Source organism: Halomonas sp. I5-271120, assembly GCF_030553075.1.
Taxonomy (GTDB): Bacteria; Pseudomonadota; Gammaproteobacteria; order Pseudomonadales; family Halomonadaceae; genus Onishia; species Onishia taeanensis_A.
In genome coordinates, this window is record NZ_CP130701.1 from 3,164,265 (window position 1) to 3,180,538 (window position 16,274).

General features: G+C 63.0%; 14 protein-coding genes. 6 read left to right on the forward strand and 8 right to left on the reverse strand.

Annotated features, from left to right (window positions below; translation table 11 throughout):
- Positions 1-38 precede the first annotated feature (38 nt).
- Positions 39-593 carry an anti-virulence regulator CigR family protein gene (locus tag Q2K57_RS14240; protein WP_304525475.1) on the forward strand — a complete coding sequence of 185 codons (555 nt, stop codon included), beginning with the start codon at positions 39-41 and terminating at the stop codon, positions 591-593.
- A 128-nt stretch (positions 594-721) separates the two neighbouring features.
- Here the strand turns inward: Q2K57_RS14240 and rraA are convergent, their stop codons facing one another.
- From rraA to acnB, 3 genes are all read right to left on the reverse strand, one after another.
- Positions 722-1,210: a ribonuclease E activity regulator RraA gene (gene rraA, locus Q2K57_RS14245; RefSeq protein WP_304525476.1), complete on the reverse strand. Its 489-nt coding sequence runs from the start codon at positions 1,208-1,210 to the stop codon at positions 722-724.
- A 126-nt stretch (positions 1,211-1,336) separates the two neighbouring features.
- Positions 1,337-1,936, reverse strand: a complete 600-nt coding sequence (locus Q2K57_RS14250) for a porin family protein (protein ID WP_304525477.1) — start codon at positions 1,934-1,936, stop codon at positions 1,337-1,339.
- 332 nt (positions 1,937-2,268) lie between these two features.
- The gene (acnB, locus tag Q2K57_RS14255) at positions 2,269-4,869 is read right to left on the reverse strand and encodes a bifunctional aconitate hydratase 2/2-methylisocitrate dehydratase (RefSeq protein WP_304525478.1); all 2,601 of its coding nucleotides are present in this window, start codon (positions 4,867-4,869) and stop codon (positions 2,269-2,271) included.
- A 358-nt stretch (positions 4,870-5,227) separates the two neighbouring features.
- On the opposite strand from acnB, the gene Q2K57_RS14260 reads away from it, so the two are divergent.
- From Q2K57_RS14260 to Q2K57_RS14270, 3 genes are all read left to right on the forward strand, one after another.
- A complete protein-coding gene (locus Q2K57_RS14260) occupies positions 5,228-5,662 on the forward strand; it encodes a DUF1289 domain-containing protein (RefSeq protein ID WP_304525479.1) in 435 nt (144 codons plus the stop codon).
- 208 nt (positions 5,663-5,870) lie between these two features.
- Positions 5,871-6,509 carry a tRNA-(ms[2]io[6]A)-hydroxylase gene (locus Q2K57_RS14265; protein ID WP_112055772.1) on the forward strand — a complete coding sequence of 213 codons (639 nt, stop codon included), beginning with the start codon at positions 5,871-5,873 and terminating at the stop codon, positions 6,507-6,509.
- 192 nt (positions 6,510-6,701) lie between these two features.
- The gene (locus Q2K57_RS14270) at positions 6,702-10,628 is read left to right on the forward strand and encodes an AAA family ATPase (protein WP_304525480.1); all 3,927 of its coding nucleotides are present in this window, start codon (positions 6,702-6,704) and stop codon (positions 10,626-10,628) included.
- A gap of 201 nt (positions 10,629-10,829) precedes the next feature.
- On the opposite strand, the gene Q2K57_RS14275 is transcribed toward Q2K57_RS14270, so the two are convergent.
- The 4 genes from Q2K57_RS14275 to queC are packed head-to-tail and all read right to left on the reverse strand — an operon-like array spanning position 10,830 to position 13,375.
- Complete coding sequence (locus Q2K57_RS14275) at positions 10,830-11,135, reverse strand: YkgJ family cysteine cluster protein (RefSeq protein ID WP_112055774.1); 306 nt, start codon at positions 11,133-11,135, stop codon at positions 10,830-10,832.
- Positions 11,132-11,971, reverse strand: coding sequence for a 6-carboxytetrahydropterin synthase (locus tag Q2K57_RS14280; RefSeq protein ID WP_304525481.1), 840 nt, complete (start codon positions 11,969-11,971; stop codon positions 11,132-11,134). Before Q2K57_RS14280 ends, Q2K57_RS14275 begins: the two co-directional genes overlap by 4 nt.
- Positions 11,971-12,612, reverse strand: a complete 642-nt coding sequence (queE, locus tag Q2K57_RS14285; RefSeq protein ID WP_304525482.1) for a 7-carboxy-7-deazaguanine synthase — start codon at positions 12,610-12,612, stop codon at positions 11,971-11,973. Before queE ends, Q2K57_RS14280 begins: the two co-directional genes overlap by 1 nt.
- Entirely contained in the window at positions 12,605-13,375 is a 771-nt protein-coding gene (gene queC / locus Q2K57_RS14290; RefSeq protein ID WP_304525483.1) for a 7-cyano-7-deazaguanine synthase QueC, read from the reverse strand. The genes queE and queC overlap by 8 nt, the downstream gene beginning before the upstream one ends.
- A gap of 157 nt (positions 13,376-13,532) precedes the next feature.
- On the opposite strand from queC, the gene Q2K57_RS14295 reads away from it, so the two are divergent.
- On the forward strand, positions 13,533-15,287 hold the full coding sequence (locus Q2K57_RS14295; RefSeq protein ID WP_304525484.1) for a lysophospholipid acyltransferase family protein: 1,755 nt from the start codon (positions 13,533-13,535) through the stop codon (positions 15,285-15,287).
- Between the two features lie 249 nt (positions 15,288-15,536).
- Positions 15,537-15,947 carry an SRPBCC family protein gene (locus Q2K57_RS14300; RefSeq protein WP_112055778.1) on the forward strand — a complete coding sequence of 137 codons (411 nt, stop codon included), beginning with the start codon at positions 15,537-15,539 and terminating at the stop codon, positions 15,945-15,947.
- Between the two features lie 49 nt (positions 15,948-15,996).
- On the opposite strand, the gene Q2K57_RS14305 is transcribed toward Q2K57_RS14300, so the two are convergent.
- Positions 15,997-16,233: a DUF2789 domain-containing protein gene (locus Q2K57_RS14305; RefSeq protein WP_112055779.1), complete on the reverse strand. Its 237-nt coding sequence runs from the start codon at positions 16,231-16,233 to the stop codon at positions 15,997-15,999.
- Between the last annotated feature and the right edge of the window lie 41 nt (positions 16,234-16,274).

Below are 16,274 nucleotides of genomic sequence, written 5' to 3' on the forward strand. Positions count from 1 at the left end.
ACTAGACTGTGGGTATGTCTTCCCATCGTAGGTGTGTAATGAAACGCAAAGGATTCTTTTCTGCTCTGCTGCTTGGCGCTGCCCTCGGGCTGGTACTCGCGTCTGGCCCACTGCTGGCCAAGCCTGACCACGGTCAAGGCGAAGGCCAGACATCCTGGAAAGCCCCGGGCGATGGACATGACAAGGGGCATCGCGGCCAAGAAAGAGGGCACGGCGGGGGCCTGGCCGGTGAGGGGGATCGTTATCGCGATGAATCCCGGGAGCGAGACCGCTACCAGTATCACGAGCGCGAGCGTGATCAGGACGGTATGTGGGGGCCGAGGTTCGACGAGCGCGAGATACGCGAGATCTTCCGCAGCCGGCGAGAGTACCTGGAGCATGACGACCGCGATAGCCTGCCGCCCGGCATCCGCATGAACCTGGAGCGCGGCAAGCCGCTGCCTCCCGGCATTGCGAGAAACTTCGATGAACGCGTGCGCCGTGAGCTGCCTTATTACGACGACTATGAGTGGCGACGTGTGGGAAGGGATGCCGTGTTGGTCGACCCTGCCAATGAGATCATTCTTGAAGTGATCCGCGACATCCTGCGCTGACCTAGCCTAATCATGACCGAGCCTAACCAGATCAGCGGCGCCGGGCAGGCGCCGCTGAGGGCGAAAACGCAGTTTCTTCCACCATGCGATACGCGATCACGGTGCTCGAGTAGCTTGCCCGGGGCGGATCAGCCCTTGAGGTTAAGCTGCTCCTTGGCGATCAGGATGCCGTTGTTGTCGGCGTAAAGCCATTGCCCGGGGGTGATGGTCACGCCGGCGAAGCTCACGGCGATATCTCGCTGACCTTCACCGCGCTTCTCGCTCTTGCGGGGATGGGCAGCGAGGGCCTGAACGCCGATATCGGTCTCGGCCAGCACATCGACATCGCGCACGCAGCCGTACATCACCACGCCCGCCCAGCCGTTGCTGGCCGCCTGCTCGGCCAGCATGTCGCCAAGCATCGCGCAGCGCAGCGAGCCACCGGCATCCACGACCAGCACGGCGCCGTTACCTGGCTCGGCCACGGCCTCCTTGACCCGCGAGTTGTCCTCGAAGCACTTGACGGTGCGCACCGGGCCGCCAAAGGCGTCGCGACCGCCGACGTTGACGAAGATCGGTTCGAGCACCTCGACGTCCGGGTAGGCGTCGCAGATATCGGGCGTGATGATGGAAGTCATGGGATTCTCCTTGAGCTGGAACCCTGATGGTGCCACAACCTTGGCGTTGTGGAACCCCGCGATGGGGCATAGAAACGCCGGGCCTGGCCCCGGCGTGTTCTGTTCCGCTGGCCTATCTTCGCGTGATCAGAAGCGCAGGCCTGCCGAGGCGGTGAAGGTGTCGATCTGGTAGTCGCTATCCAGGTCGTAGCGCTCGTATTCGGCACGGACCAGGAAAGGATCGAAGTTGAACTGCGCGCCGACGCCATAGACCGGATCGGTGCCGTCGTTATCCTCGAGATCCAGGCTGGAGTTGCCAAGGTTGCCATCGACGTTGGTTTCCCACTTCGCCAAGCCGGCTTTGGCGAAGGCCGTGAACCAGGGGGTGATCGGCAGCTGGCCGACAACGTTGACGCCGTAAGCGTTGGACTCGAGGTCGGTGTTGGCGACGTTGTTGCCTTTCAGGCGGGTGCGGCCAAGGTCGGCGTAGAAGACCTCGGTGGCGAAATACGGGTTGAGCTCATAGCCGACGAATCCCTTGAAGACATTGTCATCGTCGTCGACATTGAAGTCTTCGGAGCCGGACTTGATGAAGTTGTCGACGTCCTCCCGATCATTCTCCAGCGAGCTGAAACCCGTGCCGAGACCCAGGTAGAGGCCTTCGGCACTCGGAGCGGCGAGCACGGCCGGTGCTGAAACGCACAGGCCAGTGGCGAGTGAGGCTGTAAACAGAGTACGGAGTTTCATGGGCTTCTCCTTGATGGCGATATCTGGGTTGACCTAGGCGTCCCAGCGTTGGTGCATCTTGCCGAGGAAACACGGGCAGTACGGTTGATTGACTAGCCCTCGGAATATAAGCAGAACACTGTTCGATAACAAGGTTTGCTCGGTAACGCCGGGTGAGTTTGTTGTGATTGATGGCGCATGGCCAACGCACATGGCCAAAAAAAAGCGCCCCGCAGGGCGGGGCGCTTCGGTCATCGACTCCGGGTTATCTTTACTGACTGCAACGTGAATGCGTCAGCAGCGTGATAAACCGGCGATGGTGCGAGCATCGTCGATTAGTGTGATGTCCGGTCTCAGGCTTCGGCGACCGGAATCACGTTCGAGGCAGCTTTCTGGAATTCCTCGATTTCATGGAAGTTCATGTAGCGATAGATCTCACCGGCCATCGCATCGAACTCGCCCATGTAGCCCTGGTATTCCTCGACCGTCGGCAGGCGGCCTTCTACCGCTGCCACTGCGGCAAGCTCAGCAGAGGCGAGGAAGACGTCAGCGCCGTCGCCCAGGCGGTTGGGGAAGTTACGCGTAGAGGTGGATACCACGGTGGACTTCGGCGCCACGCGTGCCTGGTTACCCATGCACAGCGAGCAGCCCGGCATTTCCATGCGGGCGCCGGCGCGGCCGTAAATGCCGTAGTAGCCTTCCTCGGTCAGCTGATGCTGATCCATCTTGGTCGGCGGTGCCAGCCATAGCTTGGTCTTCAGGCTGCCGGCGGGCTGCTTCTCGAGCAGTTTGCCGGCGGCGCGGAAGTGGCCGATGTTGGTCATGCACGAGCCGATGAAGACTTCGTCGATCTGGCGGCCGGCGACCTCGGACAGCAGGCGGGCATCGTCCGGATCGTTCGGGGCGCACAGTACCGGTTCCTTGACGTCTTCGAGATCGATCTCGATGACTTCGGCGTACTCGGCGTCCTTGTCGGCGCGCATCAGACTCGGATCGGCCAGCCACTCTTCCATGGCCAGGATGCGGCGCTCGATGGTGCGACGGTCGCCGTAGCCGGCGTCGATCATCCACTTGAGCAGGGTGATGTTGGACTTCAGGTACTCGGAGACCGAGTCCTCACCCAGGGTGATGGTGCAACCGGCGGCGCTACGCTCGGCGCTGGCGTCGGACAGCTCGAAGGCCTGCTCGACGGTCAGATCTTCAAGGCCTTCGATTTCCAGCACACGACCGGAGAAGGCGTTCTTCTTGCCGGACTTGTCGACGGTCAGCAGACCCTTCTGGATGGCGTAGTAGGGAATGGCGTGAACCAGGTCACGCAGGGTCACGCCCGGCTGGCGCTTGCCCTTGAAACGCACCAGTACCGATTCCGGCATGTCCAGCGGCATGACGCCGGTGGCGGCGGCGAAGGCCACCAAACCCGAGCCCGCTGGGAAAGAGATGCCCATCGGGAAGCGGGTGTGGGAATCGCCGCCGGTGCCGACGGTGTCGGGCAGCAGCATGCGGTTCAGCCAGGAGTGGATGATGCCGTCGCCCGGGCGCAGCGAGACGCCGCCGCGGTTCATGATGAAGTCGGGCAGGGTGTGGTGGGTTTCCACGTCGACCGGCTTCGGATAAGCACTGGTGTGGCAGAACGACTGCATCACCAGATCGGACTGGAAGCCGAGGCAGGCCAGGTCCTTGAGCTCATCACGGGTCATCGGACCGGTGGTGTCCTGGGAGCCCACGGTAGTCATCTTCGGCTCGCAGTACATGCCCGGACGCACGCCGTCCAGGCCGCAGGCCTTGCCAACCATCTTCTGGGCCAGGGTAAAGCCCTTGCCGGTGTCGACCGGCTGCTCGGGCAGGCGGAAGACGTCGGACGGCTCGAGGCCGAGCGATTCACGGGCCTTGCCGGTCAGGCCGCGGCCGATGATCAGCGGGATACGGCCGCCGGCGCGGACTTCGTCGAGGATCAGTTGGGTCTTGAGCTCGAAGGTGCTGACCACTTCGTCGGTGCCGTGCTTGCAGACCTTGCCCTCGTACGGGTAGACGTCGATGACGTCGCCCATCTCGAGCTTCTCGACGTCCATCTCGACGGGCAGGGCGCCGGAATCTTCCATGGTGTTGAAGAAGATCGGGGCAATCTTACCGCCGAAGCAGAAGCCGCCGGCGCGCTTGTTGGGCACGTTGGGGATGTCGTCGCCGAAGAACCACAGCACGGAGTTGGTAGCGGACTTGCGCGAGGAGCCGGTGCCGACCACGTCGCCGACGTAGGCGACCGGGAAGCCCTTGGCCTTCACTTCCTCGATCTGCTTGAGCGGGCCGGTGGTGCCGGGCTCTTCCGGGTTGATGCCGTCGCGCGGGTTCTTGAGCATGGCGTTGGCATGCAGCGGAATATCCGGGCGTGACCAGGCATCCGGGGCCGGGGAGAGGTCATCGGTGTTGGTCTCGCCGGGCACCTTGAAGACGCTCAGGGTGATCTTCTCTTCGAGGGCCGGCTTGGCCAGGAACCACTCGGCGTCGGCCCAGGACTGGATGATGTCTTTGGCCACGGCATTGCCTGCCTTGGCGCGCTCTTCCACGTCGTGGAAGGCATCGAACATCAGCAGGGTGTGCTTGAGCTGTTCGCCCACTTCCTTGGCCAGGCTCTCGTCGTCGAGCAGCTCGACCAGCGAGACGATGTTGTAACCGCCCTGCATGGTGCCAAGCAGCTTGACCGCGTGGGTCTTGTCGATCAGCGGGGACTCGGCTTCGCCCTTGGTGATGGCGGTCAGGAAGCCTGCCTTCACGTAAGCGGCCTCGTCGACGCCCGGCGGCACGCGATCGGTCAGCAGCTCGAGCAGGAATTCTTCTTCGCCGGCCGGCGGATTCTTCAAAAGCTCGATCAGTGCGGCGGTCTGCTCGGCATTCAGCGGCTTGGGCGGCACGCCCTGGCTGGCGCGTTCTTCGACATGTTGGCGATAGGCTTCAAGCACGGAGGGACCCTCATCAAGTTGATCTTCCAGAGCGTGGCCTGCCGACGACACATGGCAAAAAATGATCGTCGATCGTGACGCTCCGGGACTTTCGTTATGCGTCTTGCGGGAGGCATAAAAGTTTACCTGAGTTTGTCGACAATGTTAAGCAAGCCCCCGTTGTCAGGCCTCGTACCTTGGTCGTGGGGTTGGCAAGTGACGCCCGGATGACGCGGCCTTGCATGGCCTGCTGTGCTTTCGGTGCGATGCGGGCCCCAAGCGCGATCGAGCACTAGCAAGAGCCCTGACAAGGGACACGGCAAGAGTGTCGTGGAACCGTCGAGCCGGGTAAGATAGCGGGCAGCAAAGAAGGAGAGTCATGACACGCCGAATCATTTCGCCCTGCGTCGGGCTGTGTTCGACCACCGTCGGTGACGATGTCTGCCGGGGCTGCCAGCGCCATTCCGACGAAATCCGCGACTGGCCTACCTATGAGTTCGATGAGCGGGACCTGCGTCTTGCCGAGCTGGATGCGCTGCGGGTGGCGGCGGCCGGGGAGCTGCTGCGGGTGGTCGATGCCGACATGCTCAAGACCCAGCTAGACCGTCATCGCATCCGTCATCGCGACGACCAGCCGCCGCTTTCTCAGGCGGTGGAGCTTCTGCGGGTGGGGCGCGATCGCATCAATGACCTGTCACGCTACGGACTCGAGGCGGTGGGAGAGGGGCAGGGTCTGTTGCCCGCCGCGCTGCACGCCCAGCTGGTGCCGCGTTTGATGGCAGTGGCCGAGGCCCGGCGTCAGGCATCGACCTGATTCTTGTCATGACAGACCCACGCCATGCTCCGGCGCTCATGATGGCGATGACTCAGCCTTTTTTATTGAGCCCTTTTTCATAGAGCCTTGTTGGTAGGGATTGGTTGATAGAGCCCACGTTTGATCGCCCTGATCAATGACCCTGACTATCGCCCTCACTATCATCCTCACTATCATCCTCACTATCACCCTGACGATCTGAGAGACAATGCAAGATACTGTGGAAGACCTGCTACCCGCCGAACTGCGGGACTTTCTGACCTGCGAGACGCCTGATGCCTGGATCGAAGCGGCGCTTGCCCACCCGGACCTGCTGCTGATCGATCATGCGCAGTGCGAAAAGAAGGCCGCCTCGACGGCGATGAGCCTGATGTATCGCTATGTCGATCGTCCGCTTTTGTTGACCAAGATGTCGCAGCTGGCGCGGGAGGAGCTTCTGCACTTCGAGCAGGTGATTCGTGTGATGGAGGCTCGCGGCATCGAGTATCGCCACCTCAGCGCGTCACGCTACGCCGAGGGGCTGCGTCGTCATGTGCGCCGCGAGGACCCGGAGCGGCTGGTGGATATCCTGATTATCGGTGCCTATATAGAGGCGCGCAGCTGCGAGCGATTCGCTCGTCTGATCCCTCATCTCGATGTCGAGCTTGCCAAGTTCTATCGCAGTCTGGTTAAGTCAGAAGGACGCCATTACGAAGATTATCTGATGCTGGCCCGTCGCTATGCCGCAGAGGCGAATGATAAGAGCGTGGAAACGCGCATTACTTTCTTCGCCGACTGCGAACGCCAGCTGATCTGTGAGCCGGATGAGGTATTCCGTTTTCACAGTGGCGTACCTGCCGCAGCCTGAGGGAGTGCCTGCGTTAAGGTGGTGAGACAGCAAGAAGACGCGCGTGAAGGCCAGCCAGAGATGTGACCCGGTCAAGGATACCGGGGACGATACGCAGCCGCGTAAACACAACAAAGGGTTCGGCAGGCTCACTTCGCGTAAGGGTGTCGTAGTTGTCCGAGCCAGCAAGATAATAACGCAGGTACCAACACGATGCGGGAACCCTCAGTCAACGAGCAGTTAGCGCTTTTCGGACACTTTTCCCTGACCCTGGGTGAGGACTGCCTGACCCAGTTCAGCTATGACAAGGTCAAGGCCCTGCTGGTCTACCTCCTGCTCCATGACCAGCCGGTCAACCGAGCGACCCTGGCCGAGCTTCTCTGGCCGGATCAGGGCCTGTCATCCGGCCGAACCAATCTGCGTCATGCCCTTCACTGTCTTCGCCAGTCACTGGGGGACGAGGCCGACCAGGTGCTGGTGGTCTCCCGCCAGACGATCGCCTTCAAGCTGCCCGAGCACTGGGCCTTCGACCTTCATGAGCTGCATGATCTGCTCGACGGGGTGGCGAATATTCCCACGCTGGAAGCCATTCTCGACGCCTATCGTGGCGATCTCGTCGAGGAGCTGCAGCTCACCCCCTGCGCCGAGTTTCAGCGCTGGCTCCTCCAGGTGCGCAACGAGTGGCGCCAGCGGGTCATCGCCTTCGCCGAAACGGTCATCGAAGAACATGACGATGTGCCGGAGTCGCTGCTGCGCACCCTGGTCAGCCGGTTTTCCGGCTACGGCCCCTTCCACGAATGCTTGGTGCGACAACTGGCCGAGCAGGGGCAGTCGGCGGCCGCTCATGAAGAGTACAACGCCTATCTGCAGCTGTTGGCGCTGTCCGGTCAGCAGCCTGACCTCAGCTTTCTCCAGCTGGCCAGATACTGGTCCGACAGCCAGTCAGAGCTTTCGCCGATCACGCCGCAGGGTGCTTTCTCTCGGGCCATGGCCGCCGACAGTACGCCTCTCCAGGAAGATGAAATCGAGCAGCGACAGCTGTCGGTCATGGCGATTCGTCTGAAGCTTGAAGGCGACTGGCAGGACCGCTCGGAGACCTGCGCCTGCTTGCGCCTGCAGATAGAGCTGCTGCGCTGGCTGGAAGAGCAATGTCATCACCTGGGCGGCTTCTGGCTGACCGGCGCTACCGGTGGGCTGGGCCTTGCCTGCTTCGGCACGCATGGCCCGGCGCATCAGCTCGCTGAACTGGTCGCACTCTACGAGCACTGCCGTACCACGCTGCCCGAAGAAAGTCAGCGGCGCTGGTCCGGTGAAGGCGAGATGCCGCAATTCACTCTGTCTGCCGGGCTCAACAGCGGTCGGGTGGTCTATGTGCCTGAACGCCAGCTGGTAGACCCGCTCGGTCAGGTAACCCAGCGTTCTCTGGAACTGATGGGCGCGGCCGATGGCAGTGAGCTGGTGATCTCTCATGAATCCAGCCAGCACATGCCGCCGGCGCTGGATCTTCAGCCTCGACTGACCTCGCGGCTGGTGGCCTGCGACGGCAAGGTCCAGCTGCGGGCGCTGGTCCTTGGGGTCAACGAGGGCGGCCGCGATGCGATGCCGCCGAGCCTGGTGGGACGCGAGTCCGATCTGCGCAAGCTGCGCGACGCCCTCGCTCGGGCAGGCATCGGTCTGCGCCAGAGCGTGTTGGTGCGCGGCCCCTCGGGCATGGGCAAGTCGGCGCTGATGGTGGCGTTTCGCCAGCTCGAACAGAGCCGTGAAGCGGCCATCTGCTGGCAGCCTGCGACACGCATGGCTGCCCAGACGCCCTACAGCGTGGCGCGCACCCTGCTGCGCTGGCACCTGGAAGCAGAGCCCAGCGAAGCGCTGCTGGATGAGTTGCTGGAGGGGTATCCGGCGCTGGAGATCGATGACAACCAGCGCCGGCTGCTGGCCGAGGCTCTGGGCATCTGCCACAGCGACGAGGCGATACTGATCCAGAGCGGCGAGGCGGTCGAACTGGTAGCTCGATTGCTACAGCAGCTGATCGAGGCCTTGACCCAGGACTGTCCGCTGGTCTTGATGCTCGATGATCTGCAGTGGCTCGATGAGCCGTCCTACAAGGTGCTCGCCGCTCTGCAGACGCGTTTGCCGATCAACTGTCCGCTGCTGCTGGTGGCAAGCCATCACGGCCGCGAATCGTTGCCTTCCAAGCTGCACTGGGACCAGCAGATCACGCTGGGTCGCCTGGACAATCAGCAGTCTTCGAACCTGCTTTCTCAGCTGGCGCGACGCTACCGTTTGCATCTCAGCCCGCGCCTGCGCAGCCAGTTGATCGAGCGCTGCGATGGGGTGCCGCTGTATTTGCAGGAGATCTGTCGTCGCCTGGACATGGAGCGTCGCGAAGGGCGTAGCGTGCAGATCGATGAGTTGCCGCAGGGCTTGCTGGGCCTGTTGGCGAGCCGTATCGATCAGCTTGACGCCGACCGGGAGGTGGCCCAGATCGCCGCCGTGCTGGGGCGTCAGTTCCGCATGGACTTTCTTGCAGAGTGCAGCGGCTGGGAGGCCGCGCGACTCAAGCAGGCGCTTGAACAGATGTTGCGCCTCGAGGTCATCGAACCCTGCACGTCCTCGCCCGAGTGCGAATACCAGTTCAGCCACCAGCTCCTTCAGGAAGCCGCGTACCTTTCATGCCCGCGGGATGTCAGGGTGTCCATTCATCGCCAGGTGGTCAGCCTGATCGAAGAGCGCTTTCCGATCTGGATCAGTCGTCATCCGGGCGACTTTGCCACTCATCTGCGACGCAGCGGGCACTATGCTCGCGGTGCCCGTTACTTCGAGCTGGCGGCCCGCGAGGCGCTCAAGGTCAGTGCCAATCGTACGGCCCTGAAGATGGCCGACGAGGGCTTGGCCAGTCTGCGCCAGGTCGAAGACAGCGCCGAGCGGGAGATCAGCCTACTGACCGTGCGCGGTCAGGCGGCTTTCGCCATGGAAGGGCATGCCTCGCCCACTGCGCATGAAAGCTTCGTGCGAGCGCGAGACTTGCTGGCGGCCCAGCAGGAATCTCAGGAAGCGTCGCAGGAGGCCTCTCAGCAGGAGCAGGCCGACGATGAGAGCGATCTCGAGCAGCGCTTCCTGGTCAAATGGGGGCTCTGGGTCGGCTGCAGTCAGCGGCATGCCCATGCCGATGCCTTCTCGCTGGCCTCTCAGCTGGCGGGGCTGGCTGCTCGTCTCGAAGACCCTCGCTATCTGCGTCTGGCCGACTATGCCCGAGCCAGCTGCGAATACTGGGCCGGAAGCATCCGTCAGGCCTACGCTCACCTGGAAGAGGTCGATCCGCTGCATCAGCCGATGATGATCGAGTGGCTACCGTTCTCCGATCATCCTCAGGTGGCTGCTGCCTGCTATCAGGGCTGGGCGCTGTGCCTGCGTGGCGACTATCGCCGAGCAGAGGTGCAGGCAGAGGCGGCGATTCGTCTCGCCGAAAGCCTCAATCATCCGGGCTCGCTTGCTATGGCCTTGATGTATGCCGCTGCCGTCTATCGACAGCTGGGGCATGTGCATCTGGTCAGTCGCCGCGCGCAGCGTGCCTTCGAACTCACTGGCACGCCGGATCTGCACTTATGGCAGATGTCGTCCCAGAGTCTCTTGGGTTGGGAGAAGGCGCTGGCGGGTGATCGTGAAGGGCTCAAGGTGATCGAGGCCTGCATGGAGGAGTTCGATGCCATTTCTGGCCGTCATCGCTACCAGACGCCGATGTTGTGGTGGATCGATGCGCTGGTCGTGTGTGAAGAGTTCGAGCGCGCCGAAGACTATCTCGATCAGTGCCTGCTGGTGGCGCAGGAGCGCAGCTCGCTCTACATGCCGGAGCTGGCCATTCAGCTGGCGCGGGTGCGCCACCGTCTTGGCCATCCGGTCGAGGAAGTGCGCCGTCTGGCCGAGCAGGCGCTGGAGCAGGCCCGCGAGCACGATAACCTCCATCAACAGCTGAATGCCCTGGAGCTTTGGCTGACGCTGGTGGACCCGCAGGATGTGGCAGCGCGTGATGCGTTCCGCAAGCTTTTGGGTAGCGTGAGCGTCAGCGATGCGCCGGTACTCATGCGCTGGCGGACCCTGCTTGATCACCGGCTGGAGGCGCCGGCGCGGGCGGAAAGCTAGCGGCGACCTAGACCTGGGACTTGAGACCTAGGACTTGAGACCTAGAACGCGAGCTGAGGGCGCGACTATCAGCGCGCACCTAGCGCACTTAGTGAGCATGAGGAAATAGGGCGCATGACGAAAAACGGCCCATCCGCCTGGCGGATGGGCCGTTCTGTTGCTGGGCGAAAAGCATCGGTCGGGTGGAAGCGCCTCGGTGTGTCAGGTCATGGTTTCCCAGGCGGCGATTCGTGCCAGCGCTTCTTCGCGATCGCTGCCGCAAAGCTCCTGATCGAAGTCGAAACGCGCGCAGACGGCAGGGCGGCTTGGGTCGCCAAACAATCGGCAGAGGTTGTCATCATCGAGCTGCACGCAGCGCACGCCGGCCGGCTTGCCCTCAGGCATGCCGGGAATCGCTGAGCTGATCGAGGGGGCGATGCAGCAGGCACCGCAGCCCGGGCGGCATTCGCCGGTGGCGTGAGCGGAGGTAGACGCCGCGGCCTGGGTACTGGCAATCAGTCGGCTCATGGCGTTCGCTCCGCAATGGCTCCCTTGCCGATGCCCTCGAAGGCCTGGACCCGCGTGACCTGGCCGGTTTCCGCAGCGATCTCGCCGGCAAGCCAGGCGGCGATCTGCTCGATGGTGGTGGCCGTCGGCAGGATCAGGCAGCGCTCGCGGGGCAGGCGCAGCAGGAAGTCGCCCTGGGGCGCGCGATAGCGCGTCGTGAGCTCACCCTGAGCAACGTCCTTGTCTTCGACATCGCTCTCATCGACGAGATAACGATCCGCCATGCGGCTGGCCCATTCGGCCTCCAGCGCCGGGGCGCGTTCGCCTGTCTGCCAGATATGGAGCGGCGAACGATGCCCGTGGGCGATGCGCTGGCAGTTACCTGCGTGGCGGCGCAGTCCGTGGCTATAGGTGTAGGCAGCACCCGACAGGGCTTCATCCTCGAAGGTGAGGCGAATCGCGCTGACCCGCGGCGGTGGGTCTTGCAGCATCTCCTCGCTGAAGCGCTCGGCAAGCCCTGTCGGTGTGATCTCCGCCCAGGGCACCAGAGTGAAGGCCTGGTGCGGGCCGCGCACCTCCATGGCGTAGGGCGTGGTGGTGCGGATCGCGAGGCCTTCCAGGCATTCGCTGACCGTCACGCCCGGCGCCTCGGTCGGTACGATCAGGGTGTGGTCGGCACCGTCGTCCAGCCGCGACTTGATCCACGGCTTGACGTGGCCGAAATCAAACAGCATGCCATCCTCGCCGAGTTCGCCGTCGAGTTCGGCATTCACCTGCCAACTGACACCGATCAGGCCACGTGTTGGGCACCATAGCGAGGCGTCGAGATGGGTCAGGCCATTGACGAAGAGGGTCATCAGTCGATCCCCGCGATCTTGTGAGTCTGCAGTGACAGCTGCCATTGAGGTGCACTCAGGCAGTAGTCAACGACGTCGGCCATGGTATTGCCGTCTCCGCCCAGCGGGCCGAGGTCCATGGGCTGCAGATAGAAGTGGCGAAAGTTGAGCCCGGCGAAACGCTCGGGTGGGGCGTGCTGTTGCGGATAGACCAGCTTCAGCTCGTCGCCTGCCGTGATGGCAAGCGAGGTATCGCCCTTGGGGCTGACACACAGCCAGTCGATACCGGCCGGCGGGGTGAGCGTGCCGTTGGTCTCCACCGCGACCTCGAAATCGCGGGCATGCAGCGCCTCGATCAACGGTGAGTCCAGTTGCAGCAGCGGCTCACCGCCGGTGAAGACTACGTAGCGCTGGCCGCCGGGCACCGCGGGCCAAAGCGCGGCGAGATGATCGGCGAGCCCTTCAGCGTCGTGAAAGCGACCGCCATTCTGCCCGTCGGTACCGACGAAGTCGGTATCGCAGAAGCGGCAGGCGCTGGTGGCTCGATCCTGTTCGCGCCCCGACCAGAGATTGCAGCCGGAGAAGCGGCAGAAAACGCTGGCACGCCCGGCCCGGGCCCCTTCGCCCTGCAGGGTATAGAAGGCCTCTTTGACGCTATACATCGTGGCGCCCTTCGCCTGAGTCAGCGCTGGTTTCTGCGTCAGAGCCGGGCCGCTGTGATGCGGCAGCTTTTTCATCCGAGCCGGATCGCTGTGAAGAGGAATAGCCCAGCGGGTCGCTCAAGCCATGGTGAGCAAAGGCGGCCAGGCGCTCTCGGCAGCTGCCACACTCGCCGCATGCCAGGGGCTCGCCCAGGTAGCAGGTCCAGGTGTTGGCGTAGTCCAGCCCCATGGCGAGGCCGTCAGCCAGGATCTCGTGCTTGCCCTTGTGCAGATAGGGCGCCTCGATGGTCACCGGAGAGAAATTGGCGATGGCCGCGACGTCGTTCATCTTTTCTACGAACTCGGGCCGGCAATCCGGATACAGCACGTGATCGCCGCCGTGGGCGCCGTAGAAAACGCGATCGGCGCCGATGTTCACCGCCTGAGCGATGGCCAGCGACAAAAGGATCATATTGCGGTTCGGCACCACGGTGGCGCTCAGGTTGTCGGCATCGTAGTCGCCGCCGGGCAGTGCCTGGGAGGCGTCGGTGAGAGCTGAGCTATCTATCAGGCCGTGAATGGCGCGGATATCGACGATCTGATGGGCGATCCCGAGTTGCTCACAGACCTGTTTGGCGGTGTCGAGTTCACGGGCGTGCCGCTGCCCGTAGTTGAACGACAGGGCGTGGAGCTCATAGCCCTCGCGGCGGGCCCGGTGCAGCACCGTATAGGAGTCCATGCCGCCGGAGTAGATCACCACGGCACGGGGAGTTGAAGAGGTCATGGAGATGTCCTTTCGGAGAATTTGTTTAGGCCGCAGCCTGGCGGCGCGGACGCCCGGGATCCGGTCCGGACGAGCCGCGCATTGTAGAGACTGGCGTCGCCGCTGACTAGCGCCGGCCGCTGTCATGCCTTCGCCATGTCTCTGACATGGGGTCGTCATGGCATTTGCCGAGGATATCGACATCACCGGAGGAACCCTGATGCTCGATATCGAACGCCTGATCGACGACAAGTACCCCGCCCTCAATGGTCGCGCGCCCCTGGTGCGCCAGCCAGCCATGGGGTTGTTGCGACGCTTGATGCATGAGGATGAGGTCAACGACTTTCTGGCGCGGCACCGCGACGCTGGCCCTTTCGAGTTCGTAGATCATGTGCTGGAGCATTTCCGCTTCAGCTACATGGCCTCGGCCAGGGATCGATGCAACATCCCCAGCGAAGGGCGAGTCGTGATCGTCGCCAACCATCCGCTGGGGACCCTGGATGGCCTGGCGCTGCTCAAGCTGGTGGGAGAGGTGCGCCGCGACGTCAAGGTGATGGTCAACGATCTGCTGTGGGAGTTCGTGCCGCTGCGGCCCTTGCTGCTGCCGGTCGACAACCTGACCGGCAAGGGGTACCGGAAGACTGCGCGCGCCGGAAATGAAGCGCTGATGGCAGAGCAAGCGGTCATCGTCTTCCCCGCCGGTGAGGTGTCCCGGGCAGGGCCCTCGGGGATCAAGGATGGTCCCTGGCTTAGTGGTTTCCTGCACCTGGCCCGCAAGGCGAATGCCCCGATCCTGCCGGTGCATGTGGGCGGGCGCAATTCCGCGTTGTTCTATTCGCTTTCGATGATCTATCGCCCGCTGGGCGGGCTGCTGCTGGTCAATGAGATGTTCAAGAAGCACGCCATGGATCTGCCTATCCGAATCGGGGAGCCCATTCCCCTGGCGCGCTTCGATTTGCCGACGCTGCCCAACCGCACCAAGCTCAAGCTGCTGCGCAAGCACGTCTATCGGCTAGCCAAGAATCGCTCTCCGCTTTTTGTCACCGAACGGCCGATCGCTCACCCGGAGCCGCGCCAGGCCTTGCGTGCCGAGCTGGATCAGGCGCAGTGCCTGGGTATGACCAAGGAGGGCATGCGGATTCTTCTGCACGACTATCGCGCGGACTCGGTGGTGATGCGCGAGTTGGGGCGATTGCGCGAGCTGACCTTCAGACGCGTGGGAGAGGGGACCGGTGAGCACCGTGATCTGGATGACTATGACCGCCATTATCAGCACCTGCTGGTATGGGACGACAAGGCCATGGAGATAGCCGGTGCCTACCGTCTGGCGAGGGTCGGTGAGGTATTGAACACCCATGGCGTCGAAGGCCTCTATTCGGCGTCGTTATTCGACTGTTCAGGGGAGTGGCTGGCGAGTGTCGGTGAGGGTATCGAGCTGGGGCGCAGCTTCGTGCAGCCTCGCTACTGGGGGCGGCGCAGTCTGGACCTGCTCTGGTTTGGCATCGGCGCCTACTTGAAGGCTAATCCGTCGATCGCCTGGATGGTCGGCCCGGTATCGCTCTCCAATGCCATTCCACGAGCTGCCCTGGAGTTGCTGGTGTACTACTACCAGCACTATTACGGCGCCAATGAGTCAGGCGTGCGCGCCCGCGCGCCGTTTCGGGTGTCGTCGGCGACGGTTGAGGAGGCCAGTGCGCTGTTTTGCCACGAGGATGCTGTTGCCGACTTCAAGGTGCTCAAGCAACAGCTCGGCATGCATGGTGTGACGGTGCCGGCGCTCTACAAGCATTACACCGAGCTGTGCACGTCAGGCGGTGTGCAGTTCCTGGACTTCAGCGTCGATGCCGACTTTGGTTACTGCGTGGACGGTCTGGTTCGGGTCGAGGTCGCAAAGGTGAAGGCGAAGAAGCGGGCGCGCTATATGGGCGAGTGAGACTGGCTAATTGGAACTGGGCTAGACAGACAGGCTTGGGCGGAACCGGTGGGCGGCGAGGCAGAGCAGGGCGCAACAAAGCAGGTCGAGAAATAGCAGGTCGAGCAATAGCGGGGCCAGGCGAAAGTAGGCTGAACCGTATCGCAGCTGCTGGCCGCGCAAAGAGGCCGGTGGTGCAAGGATGCTGGTCTTGATGAGGCGGGCTGGTTACCCTCGGGGTATCTGCGCACCAGCAACCGGAACTCGAATATGGCCACTATCGAACACAGCGCGACATTGCCGGCGACGCCGGAGCGGGTCTTCGAGCTACTCAAGAGGGTCGAGGACTTCGCCGAGTATTCTGACCTGATCGAGTCCATCGAGCCCCTGGGGGATGACCGCTACCGCTGGCATGTCAGGGCGGTCGGCGTCGACTGGACCTTCGACGTGGCGATTACAGAATCCCGTGCCCCGGAGCGGTTGGCCTGGGAGTCCATCGACGGGGTGAAGAATCAGGGCTGTTATCGACTGACGCCGGTGCCTGAAGGGACGCATGTTTCCCTCACGCTCGACTACGTGATCAAGAATCGCCTGGTGGAGCGGGCCGTCAACAAGGCGGCCCGCCCGCTGGTGAGCAGGGTCAGCCGACAGATTCTCGAACGCGTCGAGGCGCGGCTATGACCTTGATCGGCCCGTCGAGCTCGACGGGCTTGTCATCACGGGCTTTTCATCAGGCCCCGCGCAGCGCCGCATTCAACTGATCGACCACTTCTGCCCAGTCGGCGTCTTCTTCCAGGGCGCTGCGAATCAGCTCTGCCTGTGACTGGTTCCAGAAGGGGGCTTCGGCCAGCCCCACGTCGTCGGGAAGTGGCGCATGACGCTCGATAAAGGCCTGGATGGAGGCGTTGTCGGCGGGAAGGCCGAGCTGTTCAAAGAGTTCACTGAAGGGGTGTACGCCATGTTCCATATTGATGCTCCTTGTGATCAGTCAAGACTGAGTCGGTGATT